Here is a 19,052-nt window from a genome sequence, read left to right as displayed (position 1 = left end):
ACAATATGACAATTTACAATATAAATTTAGGAATTGGCTGGGCCAGTAGCGGTGTAGAATATGCTCAGGCCTATCGTGCCGGTATTTTTCGAAGTTTGAATTTACACTCTAAATTTATCTTTACAGATATGATTCTAGCTGATAATATTCAGCATCTGACAGCCAATATTGGTTTTGATGATGAGCAAGTGATTTGGCTTTATAATCATTTCACAGATATCAAGATTGCACCGACTAGTGTAACAGTGGCTGATGTCTTGGCTACTTTTGATGGTGTTGAAAGTTGTAGAGAAAAGAATGGCAAGGTTTTGCGTATCTTCTTTGCTGACCAAGATAAGTTTGTCACCTGTTATTTGGTTGATGAGGACAAGGACTTGGTTCAACATGTGGAGTATGTATTTAAGGGGAACTTGATTCGGAAGGATTACTTTTCTTATACGCGTTATTGTAGCGAATACTTTGCTCCCAAGGACAATGTTGCAGCGTTATACCAACGAACTTTTTACAATGAAGACGGGACTCCGGCCTATGATATCTTGATGAATCAAGGAAAGGAAGAAGTTTACCGTTTTAAGGATAAGATTTTCTATGGAAAGCCAGCCTTCATGCGTGCTTTTATGAAATCCTTGAATTTGAACAAGTCTGATTTAGTCATTCTGGATAGAGAGACAGGTATTGGACAGGTTGTGTTTGAGGAAGCACAGGCAGCGCATTTAGCGGTAGTCGTTCACGCGGAGCATTATAGTGAAAATGCTACAAATGGGGATTACATCCTCTGGAACAACTATTATGACTATCAGTTTACCAATGCGGATAAGGTTGACTTCTTTATCGTGTCAACTGACAGACAGAATGAAGTGTTACAAGAGCAATTTGCCAAATACACCCAGCATCAACCAAAGATTGTTACCATTCCTGTTGGTAGTATTGATTCCTTGACTGAGTCAAGTCAAGGGCGCAAGCCATTTTCATTGATTACGGCTTCGCGTCTTGCCAAAGAAAAACACATTGACTGGTTGGTCAAGGCGGTCATTGAAGCTCGCAAGGAAATCCCTAAATTAACCTTTGATATTTATGGTAGTGGTGGAGAGGATTCTCTGCTTAGAGATATTATTGCAACTCATCAGGCTGAGGATTATATCCAACTCAAGGGACATGCGGAACTTTCGCAGATTTATAGCCAGTATGAAGTCTACTTGACGGCTTCAACCAGCGAAGGCTTTGGTTTGACCTTGATGGAAGCTATTGGTTCAGGTCTCCCTCTCATCGGTTTTGATGTGCCTTATGGTAATCAGACTTTTATAGAGGATGGGCAAAATGGTTATCTGATTCCAAGTTCATCTGACCATGTAGAAGACCAAATCAAGCAAGCTTTTTCAACTAAGATTTGTCAATTGTATCAAGAAAATCGTTTGGAAGCTATGCGTACCCATTCTTATCAAATTGCAGAAGGCTTCTTAACCGAAGAAATTTTAGAAAAGTGGAAAAAAGCAGTAGAGGAGGTGCTCCATGATTGAACTTTATGATCGTTACAGTCAGGAAAGTCGAGATTTACATGAAAGCCTAGTAGCTACTGGTCTTTCTCAACTTGGAGTGGTCATCGATGCAGATGGTTTTCTGCCTGATGGTCTGGTATCTCCTTTTACTTATTATCTTGGATATGAAAAGGGAAAACCTCTTTATTTTAATCAAGTATCTGTTCCAGCTTTTTGGGAAATTTCAGGAAATAATCAGTCTGCTCGTATTGAGGATATGACACAGGAGAGGGCTGTCATTCATTATGCTGATGGAATGCAGGCGCGTTTGGTTAAACAGGTAGATTGGAAAGACTTGGAAGGCAGAGTACGCCAAGTTGATCATTACAATCGCTTTGGAGCTTGCTTTGCTACAACGACCTATAGCGCAGATAGTGAGCCGGTGATGACGGTTTACCAAGATGTCAATGGTCAGGAGGTGTTACTTGAAAACCATGTGACGGGTGATATCTTATTGACCTTACCTGGTCAGTCCATGCGTTACTTTACCAATCGAGTAGAATTTCTCACCTTCTTTTTACAAGATTTGGAGCTAGATAAGCATCAGATTGTCTTTAATACCTTAGCGACTGCTTTCTTGGTTTCCTTCCATCATCCAGATAAGTCTGGATCAGATGTTTTGGTTTGGCAGGAACCTCTCTATGATGCCATTCCAGGCAATATGCAGTTGATTTTGGAAAGCGATGATGTGCGTACTAAGAAAATCATTATTCCCAACAAGGCGACTTATGAGCGCGCTTTAGAGTTGACTGACGAGAAATACCATGATCAGTTTGTGCACTTGGGTTACCATTACCAGTTTAAACGCGATAATTTCCTAAGACGAGATGCCTTAATCTTGACTAATTCCGATCAGATTGAGCAAGTGGAAGCAATTGTAGATGCCTTGCCTGATGTCACTTTCCGCATTGCAGCGGTGACTGAGATGTCTTCTAGGCTCTTAGACATGCTTCGCTATCCTAATGTGGTCCTTTACCAGAATGCTAGTCCACAGAAGATTCAGGAGCTCTATCAATTGTCGGATATTTATTTGGATATAAACCATAGCAATGAGTTGTTGCAGGCAGTACGTCAGGCCTTTGAACACAATCTCTTGATTCTTGGATTTAATCAGACAGTGCACAATAGACTTTATATCGCTCCAGAACATTTGTTTGAAAGTAGTGAAGTTTCTGCTTTGGTTGAGACCATTAAACTGGCTCTTTCAGATGTTGAACAAATGAGTCTGGCGCTTGGGAAGCAAGGCCAACATGCAAATTATGTTGACTTGGTACGATATCAGGAAACCATGCAAACTGTTTTAGGAGGCTAACATGTCAGATGAAGATTTATTTTACAAAGATATTGAAGGTCGTATGGAAGAGTTGAAACAAAAACCGATCAAGAAAGAAAAAGAAACCCGAGGTGAAAAGATTAGTAAGACTTTTTCACTCATCTTGGGTTTAATGATTCTGATTGGTTTGCTCTTTACTTTGTTGGGAATTTTGAGGTAGGTCTATGATTGAAATACTGATTGTTTTAGCTATTGTCCTCTCTCTCGCTTTGATTGTATTGGTAACTATACAACCCCGTCAAAATCAACTATTTTCAATGGATGCGACCAGTAATATTGGTAAACCAAGCTACTGGCAGAGCAATACCTTGGTCAAGGTTCTTACTTTATTGGTGAGTTTGGCTTTATTCGTTTTACTATTAGCCTTTATGGTAATAACTTACAAATAAAAGAAAACTTCAGATATTCACCTTTTGTGATTGGTCTGAAGTTTTCTTTTTTATACTCAATGAAAATCAAAGAGCAAACTAGGAAGCTAGCCGCAGGCTGCTCAAAATACCGTTTTGAGGTTGTAGATAAGACTGACGAAGTCAGTAACCATACCTACGACAAGGTGAAGTTGTCGTAGTTTGAAGAGATTTTCGAAGAGTATTACTGTCCATATTTTTGGTAAAAATCAACTTTTACTTGGATGAAGGTTTTGGCTTCACGTAGGAGTTGGAGGAGCGTGGCGCGGGTTTCAAATTCTTCTCTTGTCTTGGGCAGACTGCGGTTGCGGAAGACTTCTAGATAGCGTTCAATTTCATCTAGTAAATCAGAAGCAGGATTGGTCTGGCTCAGTTGACCTGCAATTTTTGAAAAGAGTTGGGCCAAAATCAGGCTCTCACTGGCAGCTAGGTGACAGGTATTGATTTGCTGGGCCATATTTCGCAGAATGCGACTTTGTCGCTGTCTCATCTCAAAGTAGTGAATATGGTAATCAGTCTGGTGAAAGAGGTGGTCTGAGTGATCCAAATAGACCAGTCTGAGGGCTTCTTCCAAAAGGGTGTCCAATTCTTTAACCAACTGTGCTCGGTTGCGTCCGTCCCCTCTGGATAAATAATATTTGAAGCGCTGGAGAATATCTTTTAACTTTTCTTCTACCAATGTGTGGTAGCGATGAATTTTCTCTTCTCGTGAAGGCATGTAGAGATTGACCAGTAAAGCAAATCCTGTACCGATAGCAAAGAGAAGGCATTCGTTGACTAGGAGGTCTGGAGAGGTTGACTCTTGCACCAAGAGATGGCTAACCAAAACGCTACTTGGTGTGATACCAATTTCCCAGCCCATCTTGTAGGCTAGAGGCACATAAAGGGCTAGATAGAGGCCAAGGCTCCAGATATGAAATCCGCTCAAGTGAAAAGCCAGAACTCCGATAACCAAAGCTAGAAGCATGGAAAAGAGGCGATTGCGGGCCAGTTTTAAGGTACTTCTACGGGTATCGGATAGGCTCAAGAGGGCGATGATTCCAGCTGAAACAGCTGAGGAGAGATTGAGAAAATAAGCAAGAAAGCAGGCAAGACAGGTAGCTAAGATGAGCTTGGTCGTACGTTGGCTAATAGACATAAGAATTTCCTAGTAAGTTAGATAAAAGTTGAAAAGACAAGACCTGAGTAGGCTTGTCTTTATGTGTTATTTTTTACGGGCTGCTGCGTATTCTGCAACAGCAGTAAAGAGGACGTCAGTAGAAGAGTTGAGAGCTGTTTCACATGAATCTTGGATGACCCCAATCACAAATCCAACCCCAACAACTTGCATGGCAATATCGTTAGAAATACCAAAAAGACTACAAGCAACTGGGATAAGAAGGAGGGATCCTCCGGCAATACCAGAAGCACCACAGGCTGAGATTGCTGCTACCACACTAAGGACAAAGGCTGTCGCAAAGTCAACAGGGATTCCCAAAGTATTTACTGCAGCAAGGGTTAGAACATTAATGGTAATCGCTGCCCCGGCCATATTGATAGTAGAGCCAAGGGGGATAGAAACCGAATAGGTATCTGGATCTAGTCCAAGGTCGTGACAAAGTTTCATGTTGACAGGGATGTTCGCCGCAGAACTACGAGTGAAGAAGGCTGTCACACCGCTGACACGCAAACATTTCCAAACGAGTGGATAAGGATTTCTCTTCATAAAGAGAAAGGCAATCAATGGATTGACAACCAGAGCGACAAAGAACATGGTTGTCACCAAGAGGGCAAGCAAGATTCCATAGTTGGCTAGACTGCCGATTCCCTTATCAGAGATAGTTTTAAAGACAAGGCCTAGGATTCCAAATGGTGCTAGGTTGATGATCCATTCAACAATCTTGGAAGTCACATCAGCTATGGTGTTCAACAATTCTTTACTATTTTTGCTGGCTTCTCTCATAGCAATTCCGAAAACAACTGCCCAAGATAGGATTCCAATGTAGTTAGCAGTAACGAGGGCATTGACAGGGTTGTCTACGAGTTTAAGCAAGAGGTTACTGAGGACCTGGCCAATTCCATCTGGTGGTGTAATTTCTGTATTGGCACTATTCAAGGTAATCTCAACAGGGACAATGAAGCTCGCTAGGACAGCGATAAGGGCAGCGGCAAAGGTTCCCACCAAGTAAAGGAAGATAACCGTTTTCATGTTGCTATCTTGTCCTTTTTGATGTTGGGAAAGAGCGTTAGCAACGAGGGCAAAGACTAGAATAGGTGCGATGGCTTTGAGGCCACCAACAAAGAGATCTCCAAGTAAACCAATTCCTGAAATGTTAGGAAGTGTCAGTCCTAGGGTTCCTCCAATAAGCATACCAATCAAAATCCGTTTGATTAGGCTTGCCTTATTCCAAGTATGAATGAGTTTTTTCATAATAACCTCCTTAGTTGTGTAATGTTTATGATTATAGTATAAATATGAGCTAAAATCAAGAATTTTCTGTCTATTTTGGCTATTATTTTTGAATATTTATGGAGATTCATCACTTGTGAAAGTATGGTATAATAAATGAAAGGAGTTTTCTATGCAAGAATTTATTCAAACCTATCTCAATAAACTTGATATTACAGCGATTATCGAGAATATCTTAACCAAGCTACTTTCTCTTTTATTCTTATTTTTGATCTTTTATATAGCTAAGAAATTGCTCCATACCATGGTGCAGAGAATTGTTAAACCTTCTCTAAAAATGTCTCGTCATGATGTCGGGCGTCAGAAAACCATTTCACGTTTATTAGAGAATGTGTTTAATTATACCCTTTATTTCTTTTTGCTTTACTGCATTTTGTCGATATTGGGTTTGCCAGTTTCTAGTTTGCTTGCTGGAGCTGGGATTGCTGGGGTGGCTATTGGGATGGGAGCCCAAGGCTTTCTATCTGATGTCATCAATGGCTTTTTCATCCTCTTTGAACGTCAACTAGATGTGGGAGATGAAGTTGTTTTGACAAATGGTCCTATTACTGTATCGGGAAAGGTCGTCAGTGTCGGCATTCGAACAACGCAACTCAGAGGAGAAGATCAGGTTCTGCACTTCGTTCCCAATCGGAATATCACCGTCGTCAGCAATCTCTCACGCACAGACTAGACCTGTTATTTTAAGTAATTTGTGGTACAATAGAAAGAGTTTAATAAAGGAGAAAAGATGGTTTTAGAAAAGCAGTTGGGCAATGGTTGTACCTGGATAGACCTTGATGTGGATAAGATTAAAAATATGGAAGATCTTTCTGACATCTATGGATTGGACAAGGAAACCATTGAGTATGCTCTGGATAGAAATGAACGAGCTCATATGGATTATAACCGTGAAACGGAGACGGTAACCTTTATTTATAATGTTCTTGATTTAGAAAAAGACAAAGAATATTATGAAGCGATTCCCATGACCTTTATCGTCGAAAGACAACGAATGATTACCATCAGCAACCATAAGAATGCTTATGTCATTGATCAGATGTCAGCTTATCTGGATAGCCATGAGTCGCTTTCTATTTACAAGTTTCTCTTTGCTGGTTTAGAGATTATCAGTAACGCTTATTATCCTGTCATTGAAGAGATGGATAAAAGTAAGGACGAAATTAGTGCCTTGCTACGTCAAACTACAACAAAGAAAAATCTCTTCGCCCTCTCTGACTTGGAGACTGGTATGGTTTACTTGACAGCAGCAGCAAAACAAAATCGACTCCTCTTGGAACATATCCAGGGCCATGCTCTTTATCGGAGATTTAATGATGTCGAACGAGAGCAGTTTGATGATGCCATGATTGAAGCCCATCAGTTGGTGTCTATGACAGACTTGATTTCTCAAGTCTTGCAACAACTCTCAGCTTCTTACAACAACATCCTAAACAATAACTTGAATGATAGTTTGACAATTTTGACTATTGTCTCCGTCTTACTAGCAGTACTTGCGGTTATTACAGGTTTCTTCGGAATGAATGTTCCTCTACCATTTACAGAAGAGCCAAATGCTTGGATTTATATCTTAATGGCTAGCTTGATTTTATGGGCAGCCTTATCTCAATGGCTGAAGAAAATTACTAGAAAATAAAAGAGAAGGAGCCAGAATGGCGATTGAAAATTACATGCCAGATTTTGCTGTGGAAGCAGTCTATGATCTGACAGTCCCAAGCCTGCAGGCGCATGGAATCAAGGCTGTTTTGGTCGATTTGGACAATACCCTCATTGCTTGGAATAATCCTGACGGAACACCAGAGATGAAGCAATGGCTACATGACCTTCGAGACGCGGGCATTCGCATCATCGTGGTCTCAAATAACACCAAAAAACGCGTTCAACGAGCAGTTGAGAAATTTGGGATTGACTACGTTTATTGGGCTCTGAAGCCCTTTACATTTGGGATTGACCGTGCCATGAAGGAATTTCATTATGAGAAAAGTGAAGTGGTCATGGTTGGCGACCAGCTCATGACAGATATACGAGCAGCCCACCGTGCAGGCATTCGCTCGATTTTAGTCAAACCCTTGGTCCAACATGACTCGATCAAAACGCAGATTAACCGAGCTCGTGAGCGTCGTGTGATGCGAAAAATCACTGAAAAGTACGGACCGATTACATATAAAAAAGGAATTTAACTATGGAAGAAATTCTCTGTATTGGTTGTGGAGCAACCATTCAGACGACAGATAAGGCTGGTCTTGGTTTTACCCCCCAGTCGGCACTTGAAAAAGGTTTGGAAACTGGCGAAGTTTATTGCCAACGTTGTTTCCGTCTCCGCCACTACAATGAAATCACGGATGTCCAATTGACGGACGATGATTTCCTCAAGCTCTTGCACGAGGTGGGAGACAGTGATGCCTTGGTGGTCAATGTCATTGATATCTTTGATTTTAATGGCTCTGTCATCCCGGGCTTGCCACGTTTTGTATCAGGCAATGATGTCCTCTTGGTGGGAAATAAAAAGGATATTCTGCCTAAGTCAGTTAAACCAGGTAAGATTAGCCAGTGGCTCATGGAACGTGCCCACGAAGAAGGTCTTCGTCCTGTTGATGTCGTCCTAACTTCGGCACAAAACAAACATGCCATTAAGGAAGTCATTGACAAGATTGAACACTACCGTAAGGGCCGTGATGTCTATGTGGTCGGTGTAACCAACGTTGGAAAATCAACCCTTATCAATGCCATTATCCAAGAAATCACGGGTGATCAGAATGTCATTACGACTTCGCGCTTCCCAGGGACAACCTTGGACAAAATCGAGATTCCGCTTGACGACGGATCTTATATTTACGATACGCCGGGGATTATCCACCGTCACCAGATGGCCCACTACTTGACGGCTAAAAACCTCAAGTATGTCAGCCCTAAAAAGGAAATCAAGCCTAAAACCTATCAGCTTAATCCTGAACAAACCCTATTTTTAGGTGGTCTCGGACGTTTTGACTTTATATCAGGAGAAAAACAAGGTTTCACTGCCTTTTTTGACAACGAATTGAAACTCCATCGTACTAAGCTTGAAGGCGCTAGTGCATTTTATGATAAGCACCTAGGAACTCTTCTGACACCACCAAATAGCAAGGAAAAGGAAGATTTTCCAAAACTAGTTCAGCATGTATTTACCATCAAGGATAAGACAGACCTAGTTATCTCTGGACTCGGCTGGATTCGCGTAACAGGCACAGCCAAAGTCGCCGTCTGGGCACCAGAAGATGTCGCCGTCGTCACACGAAAAGCAATAATTTAAAATAAAATGGCTGAGCGAACAAAGTGAGCTCATAAAAAGATAGTTATTGCCGTGGTGTCTTGCCAATCGATAGATTGGCAAGGGGCACAATTGAGACCAAGGCTCAATTGTGAGGTCAGGAAATCCATTTTTCAAAGATGAGATCTTTGGGAAATTAGTTCCGACCGTCCCTCACCACCTAAAATAACTATCAAAAAACAAGGAAGAATATTATGTCATTAACATCAAAACAACGTGCCTTCCTCAACAGCCAGGCACACACTCTCAAACCCATCATCCAAATCGGAAAAAATGGACTCAACGACCAAATCAAAACCAGCGTCCGTCAAGCTCTTGATGCCCGTGAATTGATCAAGGTGACTCTTTTGCAAAACACCGATGAAAATATCCACGAAGTAGCTGAAATTTTGGAAGAAGAAATCGGTGTGGACACAGTCCAAAAAATCGGACGAATTTTGATTTTGTTTAAACAATCCAGCAAGAAAGAAAATCGCAAGATTTCTAAAAAAGTCAAAGAAATTTAACCCCCATACTCCAAACAACTGTTTTTACAGAGAAATAAAGGAGACTAGCCTATGGCAATCGAACTATTGACTCCCTTTACCAAGGTAGAGTTGGAGCCAGAAATCAAGGAGAAAAAACGCAAACAAGTCGGGATTTTAGGGGGGAATTTTAACCCTGTTCACAATGCCCATCTGGTTGTTGCGGACCAAGTACGCCAGCAGTTAGGACTGGATCAAGTCTTGCTCATGCCGGAATATCAACCCCCTCACGTAGATAAAAAGGAAACCATCCCTGAACATCACCGTCTCAAGATGCTTGAGTTGGCGATTGAGGGAATTGAAGGTCTATCCATTGAAACAATCGAGTTAGAGCGCAAGGGTATTTCCTATACCTACGACACCATGAAGATTTTAACAGAGAAGAATCCAGATACGGATTATTACTTTATCATCGGTGCCGATATGGTGGACTATCTGCCTAAGTGGTACCGAATTGATGAACTGGTAGATATGGTTCAGTTTGTGGGAGTTCAGCGCCCACGCTACAAGGCTGGAACTTCTTATCCAGTTATCTGGGTGGATGTGCCTCTCATGGATATCTCGTCTAGCATGGTGCGTGACTTCCTTGTCCAAGGTCGGAAACCCAACTTTCTCCTGCCTCAGCCTGTACTAGACTATATCGAGAAGGAGGGGCTTTACTGATGGCATACCAAGACTATATCAATTGCTCTCGCGAGGCTTTGTTGGAAAAAATGGCAGAGCTTCTACCTGAAAAACGTTTAACCCATTGCTTGGGTGTGGAGCGTGCAGCCATAGAATTGGCTCAGCGATTTGGAGTCGATACCGAGAAAGCAGGCCTAGCAGGCCTTCTTCATGACTATGCTAAAAAGCTGTCAAATCAGGAATTTCTAGACTTGATTGGCCGTTATCAGCTAGACCCTGACCTCAAAAACTGGGGCAATAATGTCTGGCATGGCATGGTTGGTATATACAAGATTCAAGAAGACCTGGATTTGCATGATTCAGAAATCTTGCGAGCTATTGAAATCCATACAGTTGGGGCGGATCAGATGACTGATCTTGATAAGGTTATCTACGTCGCAGACTATATAGAGCATAATCGTGCCTTTCCAGGGGTGGATGTGGCGCGTGAGATTGCAAGTCTATCGCTTAATAAGGCGGTGGCCTACGAAACAGCTCGCACTGTGGAGCATCTGGCTCATCAGGGATTCCCTATCTATCCCCAAACCCTTGAAACCTATAACGCCTTTGTGCACTATTTGAAAGAGGACTAAATGAAGACGGCTTTTATAATCATTGATGTTCAGAATATTTTAGTGGAAACTGGGTTCCAGACAAAAAGTCTATTGGAAAAAATTTCTTATTTACAAAATCAGGCTAGAAGCAAGAATATTGAAATTATCTATGTTCAACATATTGAGAACTCTGAAGCTCAAACATCAGAAGATTGGCAGTTATCTGCGCTTTTAAATCGAAAATCTGATGAAAAGGTCTTTCAGAAGAAGTATAATAGTATTTTCAAAGAAACTGGCTTAAAAGAATACTTGGATAAACAGGGGATTGAAAAATTAGTTTTATGTGGCATGCAGACAGAATATTGTGTGGATACCTCTGTCAAGGTTGCCTTTGAATATGGCTATCAGCTGATTATTCCAGAAGGTGCTGTCACAACCTTTGATGGGGATGACATTCCAGCAGAAACGATAAATGAATTTTATGAGGGCATTTGGGAGAATCGCTTTGCAGATGTCCTAGATTATAAAAATATTTTTTAAAAGAGGACTAAATGAACGAAAAAGAATTACTAGAACTAGTCGTGAAAGCGGCTGATGAGAAACGTGCGGAGGATATCCTCGCACTTGACGTACAAGATTTGACTAGCGTGACGGATTACTTTGTTATCACTAGCTCAATGAATAGCCGTCAGTTGGACGCTATCGCTGATAATATCCGTGAAAAAGTAGCTCAAGCAGGCTTTAAAGGCAGCCATATCGAAGGCGATGCAGCGGGAGGCTGGGTCTTGCTGGACCTCGGTGCTGTTGTCGTGCATATCTTCTCAGAAGAAATGCGTGCCCACTATAACCTATAAAAGCTATGGCATGAGGCGAATTCAGTAGATATTTCAGAAACTCTTGCTTAGAAGATGAACTCAGTTGCAGTCAACTGGGTTTCTTTGCTTATTTTAGAAAATTGATGGAAAGGTGAAGAGCGAGTGGTGTTTGCCATGGAGGCTCTTGGTATCATGATTATGGCGACTTATGAAACCTTTGCGGCTGTTTACGATGCTGTGATGGATGATAGTTTATACGACAAATGGACGGATTTTTCTCTGCGTCACTTGCCTAAGACCAAGGAGAGAAAGAAACTCTTGGAATTGGCTTGTGGGACAGGCATCCAGTCTGTCCGCTTTTCTCAATCTGGTTTTGATGTGACTGGACTTGACTTGAGTGGGGATATGTTGAAGATTGCTGAAAAGAGAGCTTCTTCAGCCAAACAAAAGATTGACTTTATTGAAGGCAATATGCTGGATTTGTCCAAGGCAGGTCAATATGATTTTGTCACTTGTTATTCGGACTCAATCTGCTACATGCAGGATGAGGTGGAAGTAGGGGATGTTTTTAAGGAAGTGTATAATGCACTTAATGAAGATGGAGTTTTCATCTTTGATGTGCATTCGATCTACCAGACAGATGAGGTCTTTACAGGCTATTCTTACCATGAAAATGCGGAAGATTTTGCAATGCTCTGGGATACCTACGAGGACGAAGCTCCTCACTCCATCGTGCATGAGTTGACTTTCTTTATCAAGGAAGAGGATGGGTCCTTTAGTCGCCACGATGAAGTGCATGAGGAGCGGACTTATGAGGTCTTGACCTATGATATTTTGCTGGAACAGGCCGGTTTTAAGTCCTTCAAACTCTATGCGGACTTTGAAGACAAGGAGCCAACAGAAACCAGCACCCGTTGGTTTTTTGTGGCGCAGAAGTAGGAGATTAGCATGACCATCACAGGTATTATCGCGGAGTTTAATCCCTTTCATAATGGGCATAAATACCTGCTAAATCAGGCTGAGGGGCTGAAAATCGTGGCTATGTCAGGGAATTTCATGCAGCGTGGAGAACCTGCTATCGTGGATAAGTGGACACGTGCTCAGATGGCACTGGAAAATGGCGCAGACTTGGTAGTAGAATTGCCCTTTTTAGTCAGTGTTCAGGCAGCAGATTTCTTCGGCCAAGGAGCTGTGGATATCTTGGCTAGGTTGGGTATTGATAGCCTCGCTTTTGGGACGGAGGAAATTCTAAATTACCAGAAAATCGCTGACTTATACACAGAGCAGGGGGCTGAGATGGAGAAATTTGTGGAAAACCTGCCTGATTCTCTTTCCTATCCACAGAAAACCCAAGCCATGTGGAAGGAATTTGCAGGTCTTGATTTTTCAGGCAATACGCCCAATCATGTTCTTGCTCTGGCCTATGTCAAGGCGGTTGCTGGACGAAACATCAAGCTGCATCCGATTCAACGTCAGGGCGCAGGTTACCATTCTGTGGATAAGGATGTGGACTTTGCCTCGGCGACAGCCCTCCGTCAGTACCAGTCAGACCAAGATTTCTTAGAACGCTTTATGCCTTCTGTTTCCCTCTTTGAGCAGGCCAGTAAGGTGAGATGGGATGACTATTTTTCTTTACTCCGCTATCAAATCTTGTCAAATCCCGACCTAACTACCATCTATCAGGTCAATCAAGAAATGGCTGTGCGCATTAATGAAGCTATTAAAACAGCCCAGTTTGTGGAAGAATTGGTCGAGTTAGTGACTACCAAACGTTACACCAAGGCGCGTGTCAGACGCCTTTTGACCTATATCTTAGTGCAGGCAAGAGAAAGTAATTTGCCAGAAGCCATTCATGTCCTTGGCTTTACCGAAAAAGGCAGACAACACCTCAAGTCTCTGAAAGGGCAGGTCAATCTAGTCAGCCGAATTGGCAAAGAACCCTGGGATGCCATGACTCAAAAGGTAGACCAGATTTACCAACTGGGAAATCCAAGTATAGCAGAGCAGAATTTTGGAAGAGTGCCGATTAGAATAGAAATAAACTAAGTCTACTGAAAGGTGGACTTTTTATTTTTTAAATTTTTGTGAGTAAGTTTAAGATAAAATTTTTTGGAAAATGACAGAATCCCTAATACAAAAGACAAAAACTCAGTAAAGAAATTTAGTATAGCAATTACAATTCTTGTCCCTTGAATCCGTTTTATGCTTATCATTTTGTGGTATAATCATGATAACATAGATTAAAAGGGAGATATATGAAAAATATAATGACGAGGATTCTTAATTTTTTTATGAATTTCAAATTATTGAAATATCTATTGAAAAGACCATCATGGAGTAGTAATGTTAGAATTGTAGAATGGTACAAAATATTTATAGCCAGTATATGGGTACTGTATCTCGCACTTGAGATTGAACAATTTAAACGCTTTGCTTTACCTATCTATAAATTTGTATCTAATTATAATTTTTTAAAAGATATTGTTTCGATTTTGTATATGAATCGTGTAATAATATTGTTAGCACTGACTATACCAACAATACTGTTCTGGTTTTTAGATATAATTTTTAAAAAAGTTAGTTATAAAAAACTGGATCCGGAGCTATTTCCGGAATATGATTTGGATGACTATCCTTATCAAACTCATCTAGTGGAGTTTTTAAATACTCCAGATTCTATTCATAATGTCTTTTGGCTGGATGGTTCTTGGGGGAGTGGGAAAACATTTTTTATAAAGACGTTTTTTGAAAATCAAATTTACAAAAAGAAAGAAATCTATTATATTTCCTGCTTTGGGATCAAAACAAGAGAGCAAGCCGAGAAAATATTGATCAATGAAATAGAAAAGCAATCAATACTCGGAAACTTAGACTTTATTCCACTTATTGGAGGAGTTTTTAAATGGTTCTTTAAAACAGTTGGAACGGATTTGATGAAGCAAGATTCTATCATTATTTTTGATGATTTTGAACGAGTTTCATATACAGGGAAATCTGCTAACTCTTCCGATAACCCTGCAGATTATAATGATTTATTAGGGTACATTGACTATCTTTCTGAAAATAAAAAGTTTAAAATTATTGTAATATTAAATAGTGAGGAAATTAAGTCAACAAAGGAGAATCTTATTGATAATAAATTTAAGCTAAATCAAAATCAAATGGTATCTACAGAAGAAGTCATAGATAACATTTTGGAAAAAAGTAAGTTGAAGAATGATTATCTTGGGCTTATTCTATCATTCGTTTTTAAAATTTATTATGTAGATATAGATGAGAGAGTTGTACAAGATAAAAATAATGATTCAGGAGTAAAAAAACCAAGTTTAAGAGAGTTCCAGAAGTCATTAGAAGAACTTTCAAATATAACTGATAATAAGAAGAAAGCAGACTACATTATCGGGTGGATGGATGGTTGGAAAGAAACTGATAGTATTCTAGTATTCTTTTTTGAATGTTATATGTATCTTAATGGGATAGATAAGTATGACAAGTTATTTGAGTCTGACGGATATTTTCATTTTGAAATGTTAGCAAAGATTGTAGATTTTAATATTGAGGATCTTATAGCAATTTCATATGGTTTTTCGAACGTAGATAGAAAATTATATAATAAGAAAAAGGCCTATCTTTCTCAACTTTTATCGTGTTTATGGAAGATAGGGCTAAGAAATTTATTTTTATCAAAAAAAACTAAGAAGGTATTTTATAGTAACTATAATCATTCTAGTTATGAAATAGAGGAGAGTCTAGTTGAAATATACTATGATGTTGTAGATAAGAATATAAAAGATGATTATCGAATTAATAACATAGAGAAATTAGAAGATCCAGAATATCAGAACTTTATAAAAAAATATCTACCTTTGGAATCAAGAAGACAAATTACAATTAATGATATTCCACTAGATAATTTAATACAATAGAGTTTAAAAGTAGATGGCTCTTTGTCTAACTTTTAATAGACACTCTTCATTTTAGGTTTGTGAAAATCACTTTTTTATGGTAGAATGTAAAGGAATGTATGTCATTCGGAATAACAATAAAATGAGGTAAAAACATGGAAATCATGTCGCTTGCGATTGCTGTTTTTGCCGTCATCATTGGTTTAGTCATTGGATATGTCAGCATCTCAGCTAAGATGAAATCATCTCAGGAAGCTGCGGAGTTGATGCTTTTAAATGCTGAACAAGAAGCAACTAATTTACGTGGACAAGCTGAGCGTGAAGCAGATTTACTTGTTAATGAAGCCAAGCGTGAAAGCAAGTCTCTTAAAAAAGAAGCACTATTGGAGGCCAAAGAAGAAGCCAGAAAATACCGTGAAGAAGTGGACGCTGAATTCAAATCAGAACGTCAAGAACTCAAACAAATCGAAAGTCGTTTGACAGAGAGAGCTACTAGCCTCGACCGCAAGGACGACAATTTGACGAGTAAAGAACAAACACTTGAACAAAAAGAACAAAGTATTTCTGATAGAGCGAAAAACCTTGATGCGCGTGAAGAGCAATTAGAGGAAGTCGAAAGACAAAAAGAAGCAGAGTTAGAGCGTATTGGTGCCCTGTCTCAGGCAGAAGCACGAGATATTATCTTGGCACAGACAGAGGAAAACTTGACCAAGGAGATTGCTAGCCGCATTCGCGAAGCTGAGCAAGAGGTCAAGGAACGTTCTGACAAAATGGCCAAGGACATCTTAGTTCAAGCTATGCAACGTATTGCTGGTGAATATGTGGCGGAGTCAACAAACTCAACGGTTCATCTGCCAGATGATACTATGAAGGGACGCATTATTGGTCGTGAAGGTCGTAACATTCGTACCTTTGAAAGTTTGACAGGGGTCGATGTGATTATCGACGATACACCAGAAGTGGTGACCTTGTCAGGATTTGATCCGATTCGTCGTGAGATTGCCCGTATGACTATGGAAATGTTGCTCAAAGATGGTCGTATTCATCCAGCTCGTATCGAAGAGTTGGTTGAGAAAAACCGTCAAGAGATTGACAATAAGATCCGTGAATACGGTGAGGCTGCTGCCTATGAAATTGGGGCGCCAAACCTTCATCCAGACTTGATGAAAATCATGGGTCGCTTGCAGTTCCGTACTTCATATGGACAAAATGTCTTGCGCCATTCGATTGAGGTTGCTAAGTTGGCTGGTATCATGGCGAGCGAACTTGGTGAAAATGCGGCTCTTGCTCGTCGTGCTGGATTCCTTCACGATATCGGGAAAGCTATTGACCGCGAGGTTGAAGGTAGCCACGTTGAAATCGGTATGGAATTGGCTCGTAAGTATAAGGAACACCCAGTTGTGGTCAATACGATTGCTAGTCACCACGGTGATGTTGAAGCTGAGAGCGTCATTGCAGTGATCGTCGCTGCGGCAGATGCCTTGAGTGCAGCCCGTCCAGGAGCTCGTAGTGAGTCTCTTGAAAGCTACATCAAGCGTCTCCATGATTTGGAAGAAATTGCTAACGGCTTTGAAGGGGTACAAAATAGCTTTGCCCTTCAAGCAGGACGTGAAATCCGTATCATGGTCAATCCAGGACAAATCAAGGACGACAAAGTCACAATCTTGGCTCATAAAGTTCGTGAAAAAATTGAAAACAATCTCGATTACCCAGGAAATATCAAGGTAACCGTGATTCGCGAGCTTCGTGCAGTAGATTATGCTAAATAATAAAAAACTGAGGTCAGAATAGAATCTGACTTCAGTTTTTTGAATAAATTATTTGAAATAATTCGTTATATTATCGAGGCGAAACCTCAATTGGAGATAGGTAGACTAAATCTTGAGTGGAGTTATAGTTTCCAATTTGTGCTTTTATATGTACATTTTGGCCTTTAGAAATATTTTCGCCATTAAAAGAGTTGAAAGCGGCGTTAGAAACTGTTGTTATATTTACAAATTTGAAGTTTGGCCCCGAAGGTGCTTGTTCTGCTCCTAAGTAATTTCCGACATAAATAAGCATATCGAATTTTGTTTTGTAATTTTTATAGTGTGCAATATCTGCTATGTGTCCATCAAATTCGATGACTTGACCTTTATATTTTTGAATAAAATTTGTTATGGTGCTTGAGTCATCAGTTTGCAATAGTGCTTTAAATTCCTCATTGTTTTCAGTCGTGATGACAGCTGATTGGGATGGACTTGTTGACGAGGTTTCGGTCGAGCTTGATGTGGTGTTAGTTGAACTAGAGGAAGCAGGCGTCGAACTTGATGATGTAGAGGATGATTCACTAGTTTTCTCGACAGATTTTTCAATAACGCTACTAGTTTCTGTAGATGAAGGGGGAGAAACAGTAGTTGATTTATCTGAGTTTCCTCCAAATAGAACTAAAAGAAGAATTATAAATGTTACAGCAACACCAGTTAAATATGGAATTAATTTTTTGAATTTTAATTCCATAGGGCTCAGTGGTGCGATTTCAACTTCAGCTTCTTTTTCAAAAAAACCAAATATTCCAGCATTTCCTTTTTCAATAATATTGATTTTCACCTCATTTTTTTGAGATTGAGTTCATATAAGCCATTTTCAATCGCTTCATCAACATTCTTTCCTTTATAAATTGGCATAAATCTCTCCTTTTTATACTAGTCGTTTCATTATCTCTTAAATAGAATAAAAAGGCAAGTATATTTTAAGGGGATACCTTGTATAGAACATAGATTATGCTAAATAAATAAGAAAGAGCAGTTGAAAAATTACTGCTTTTTTGTTACACTAGATAGAAAGACTGTAGAAGGATAGTTTGTGTAAAATGCTACTATCTGAAGGAAAATTTTATTTTATTTTTACAGACTGACTAAAAGGAGACACAATGGCAGACCGAGGCTTACTAATCGTTTTTTCTGGTCCTTCAGGGGTTGGAAAAGGAACGGTTAGAAGAGAGATTTTTGAGAGTTCTGAAAACCAATTTCAATACTCTGTATCGATGACGACACGCGCACAACGTCCTGGAGAAGTGGACGGTGTTGACTATTTCTTCCGTACTCGTGAAGAGTTTGAAGAGCTGATTCGTCAAGGACAGATGTTGGAATATGCAGAATATGTCGGCAACTACTATGGAACTCCTCTGACCTACGTCAATGAAACCTTGGACAAGGGAATCGATGTTTTCCTTGAAATTGAAGTTCAAGGCGCTCTTCAGGTCAAGAAAAAGGTTCCAGATGCTGTCTTTATCTTCCTGACACCACCAGATTTGGATGAATTGCAAGATCGTTTGGTGGGACGTGGAACAGACAGTGCAGAAGTGATTGCCCAACGAATCGAAAAAGCCAAGGAAGAAATTGCCCTCATGCGTGAGTATGATTATGCGATTGTCAACGATCAGGTGCCCCTAGCTGCTGAGCGTGTCAAACGTGTGATCGAAGCAGAGCACTTCCGTGTGGATCGTGTCATTGGTCACTATCAGGAGATGTTACCAAAATCTCCAACTACTCGATAAAATTTAGAAAATAGGTACAAGA

The 19,052-nt window shown here is 40.2% G+C and carries 21 protein-coding genes; 18 read left to right on the top strand and 3 right to left on the bottom strand.

All coding sequences use genetic code 11. The features are described from left to right. The first annotated feature begins 5 nt into the window (after nt 1–5). From gtfA to asp5, 4 genes are read left to right on the top strand one after another with little or no spacing between them, the layout of a single operon-like run. The gene (gtfA, locus tag SMI_RS08350) at nt 6–1,517 is read left to right on the top strand and encodes an accessory Sec system glycosyltransferase GtfA (protein WP_000158445.1); all 1,512 of its coding nucleotides are present in this window, start codon (nt 6–8) and stop codon (nt 1,515–1,517) included. Then, a complete protein-coding gene (gene gtfB, locus SMI_RS08345) occupies nt 1,510–2,847 on the top strand; it encodes an accessory Sec system glycosylation chaperone GtfB (RefSeq protein ID WP_000571763.1) in 1,338 nt (445 codons plus the stop codon). The genes gtfA and gtfB overlap by 8 nt, the downstream gene beginning before the upstream one ends. 1 nt (nt 2,848) lies before the next feature. Further along, nucleotides 2,849–3,028, top strand: a complete 180-nt coding sequence (gene asp4 / locus SMI_RS08340) for an accessory Sec system protein Asp4 (RefSeq protein WP_001278706.1) — start codon at nt 2,849–2,851, stop codon at nt 3,026–3,028. 4 nt (nt 3,029–3,032) lie between these two features. Further along, nucleotides 3,033–3,257 (top strand): accessory Sec system protein Asp5, encoded by a 225-nt coding sequence (gene asp5, locus SMI_RS08335; protein WP_000569973.1) that lies wholly within the window; start codon nt 3,033–3,035, stop codon nt 3,255–3,257. A gap of 202 nt (nt 3,258–3,459) precedes the next feature. Here asp5 and SMI_RS08330 read toward each other — a convergent pair whose 3' ends face one another. Further along, nucleotides 3,460–4,413: an aromatic acid exporter family protein gene (locus SMI_RS08330; protein WP_000028163.1), complete on the bottom strand. Its 954-nt coding sequence runs from the start codon at nt 4,411–4,413 to the stop codon at nt 3,460–3,462. 66 nt (nt 4,414–4,479) lie between these two features. Beyond that, entirely contained in the window at nt 4,480–5,685 is a 1,206-nt protein-coding gene (gene sstT, locus SMI_RS08325) for a serine/threonine transporter SstT (protein WP_000733360.1), read from the bottom strand. A gap of 151 nt (nt 5,686–5,836) precedes the next feature. Between sstT and SMI_RS08320 the strand changes: the two genes are divergently transcribed. The 13 genes from SMI_RS08320 (at nt 5,837) to SMI_RS08260 (ending at nt 17,261) form a co-directional block, all read left to right on the top strand. Next, nucleotides 5,837–6,397 carry a mechanosensitive ion channel family protein gene (locus SMI_RS08320; protein WP_001154850.1) on the top strand — a complete coding sequence of 187 codons (561 nt, stop codon included), beginning with the start codon at nt 5,837–5,839 and terminating at the stop codon, nt 6,395–6,397. A gap of 57 nt (nt 6,398–6,454) precedes the next feature. Continuing rightward, entirely contained in the window at nt 6,455–7,360 is a 906-nt protein-coding gene (locus SMI_RS08315; RefSeq protein WP_000242268.1) for a magnesium transporter CorA family protein, read from the top strand. Between the two features lie 16 nt (nt 7,361–7,376). After that, nucleotides 7,377–7,904 carry a YqeG family HAD IIIA-type phosphatase gene (locus tag SMI_RS08310; RefSeq protein ID WP_000963733.1) on the top strand — a complete coding sequence of 176 codons (528 nt, stop codon included), beginning with the start codon at nt 7,377–7,379 and terminating at the stop codon, nt 7,902–7,904. Nucleotides 7,905–7,906: 2 nt separating this feature from the next. After that, entirely contained in the window at nt 7,907–9,013 is a 1,107-nt protein-coding gene (gene yqeH / locus SMI_RS08305) for a ribosome biogenesis GTPase YqeH (RefSeq protein ID WP_000391188.1), read from the top strand. Between the two features lie 212 nt (nt 9,014–9,225). Further along, on the top strand, nt 9,226–9,537 hold the full coding sequence (gene yhbY, locus SMI_RS08300; RefSeq protein WP_000060169.1) for a ribosome assembly RNA-binding protein YhbY: 312 nt from the start codon (nt 9,226–9,228) through the stop codon (nt 9,535–9,537). A 51-nt stretch (nt 9,538–9,588) separates the two neighbouring features. Further along, nucleotides 9,589–10,218 (top strand): nicotinate-nucleotide adenylyltransferase, encoded by a 630-nt coding sequence (locus tag SMI_RS08295; protein WP_000963718.1) that lies wholly within the window; start codon nt 9,589–9,591, stop codon nt 10,216–10,218. Further along, complete coding sequence (gene yqeK, locus SMI_RS08290) at nt 10,218–10,811, top strand: bis(5'-nucleosyl)-tetraphosphatase (symmetrical) YqeK (RefSeq protein ID WP_000331228.1); 594 nt, start codon at nt 10,218–10,220, stop codon at nt 10,809–10,811. The genes SMI_RS08295 and yqeK overlap by 1 nt, the downstream gene beginning before the upstream one ends. Beyond that, nucleotides 10,812–11,312: a cysteine hydrolase family protein gene (locus tag SMI_RS08285; RefSeq protein ID WP_000844694.1), complete on the top strand. Its 501-nt coding sequence runs from the start codon at nt 10,812–10,814 to the stop codon at nt 11,310–11,312. It begins immediately after the preceding gene. Nucleotides 11,313–11,323: 11 nt separating this feature from the next. Continuing rightward, nucleotides 11,324–11,626: a ribosome silencing factor gene (gene rsfS, locus SMI_RS08280; protein ID WP_001003015.1), complete on the top strand. Its 303-nt coding sequence runs from the start codon at nt 11,324–11,326 to the stop codon at nt 11,624–11,626. 159 nt (nt 11,627–11,785) lie between these two features. Continuing rightward, nucleotides 11,786–12,526, top strand: a complete 741-nt coding sequence (locus SMI_RS08275) for a class I SAM-dependent methyltransferase (RefSeq protein WP_343287572.1) — start codon at nt 11,786–11,788, stop codon at nt 12,524–12,526. A gap of 9 nt (nt 12,527–12,535) precedes the next feature. Beyond that, entirely contained in the window at nt 12,536–13,633 is a 1,098-nt protein-coding gene (locus tag SMI_RS08270) for a nucleotidyltransferase (protein ID WP_000156390.1), read from the top strand. Between the two features lie 272 nt (nt 13,634–13,905). Continuing rightward, nucleotides 13,906–15,513 (top strand): P-loop NTPase fold protein, encoded by a 1,608-nt coding sequence (locus tag SMI_RS08265; protein WP_231840206.1) that lies wholly within the window; start codon nt 13,906–13,908, stop codon nt 15,511–15,513. 134 nt (nt 15,514–15,647) lie between these two features. Next, nucleotides 15,648–17,261, top strand: coding sequence for a ribonuclease Y (locus SMI_RS08260; RefSeq protein WP_000404934.1), 1,614 nt, complete (start codon nt 15,648–15,650; stop codon nt 17,259–17,261). Nucleotides 17,262–17,331: 70 nt separating this feature from the next. Here the strand turns inward: SMI_RS08260 and SMI_RS08255 are convergent, their stop codons facing one another. Continuing rightward, on the bottom strand, nt 17,332–18,081 hold the full coding sequence (locus SMI_RS08255) for a DUF4839 domain-containing protein (protein ID WP_012972579.1): 750 nt from the start codon (nt 18,079–18,081) through the stop codon (nt 17,332–17,334). A gap of 322 nt (nt 18,082–18,403) precedes the next feature. Between SMI_RS08255 and gmk the strand changes: the two genes are divergently transcribed. Then, nucleotides 18,404–19,030, top strand: a complete 627-nt coding sequence (gene gmk, locus SMI_RS08250) for a guanylate kinase (RefSeq protein ID WP_000775041.1) — start codon at nt 18,404–18,406, stop codon at nt 19,028–19,030. Nucleotides 19,031–19,052: the final 22 nt, after the last annotated feature.

It is taken from the genome of Streptococcus mitis B6, assembly GCF_000027165.1.
Lineage (GTDB): Bacteria > Bacillota > Bacilli > Lactobacillales > Streptococcaceae > Streptococcus > Streptococcus mitis_AR.
This window is presented reverse-complemented; position numbering and strand designations above follow the sequence as displayed.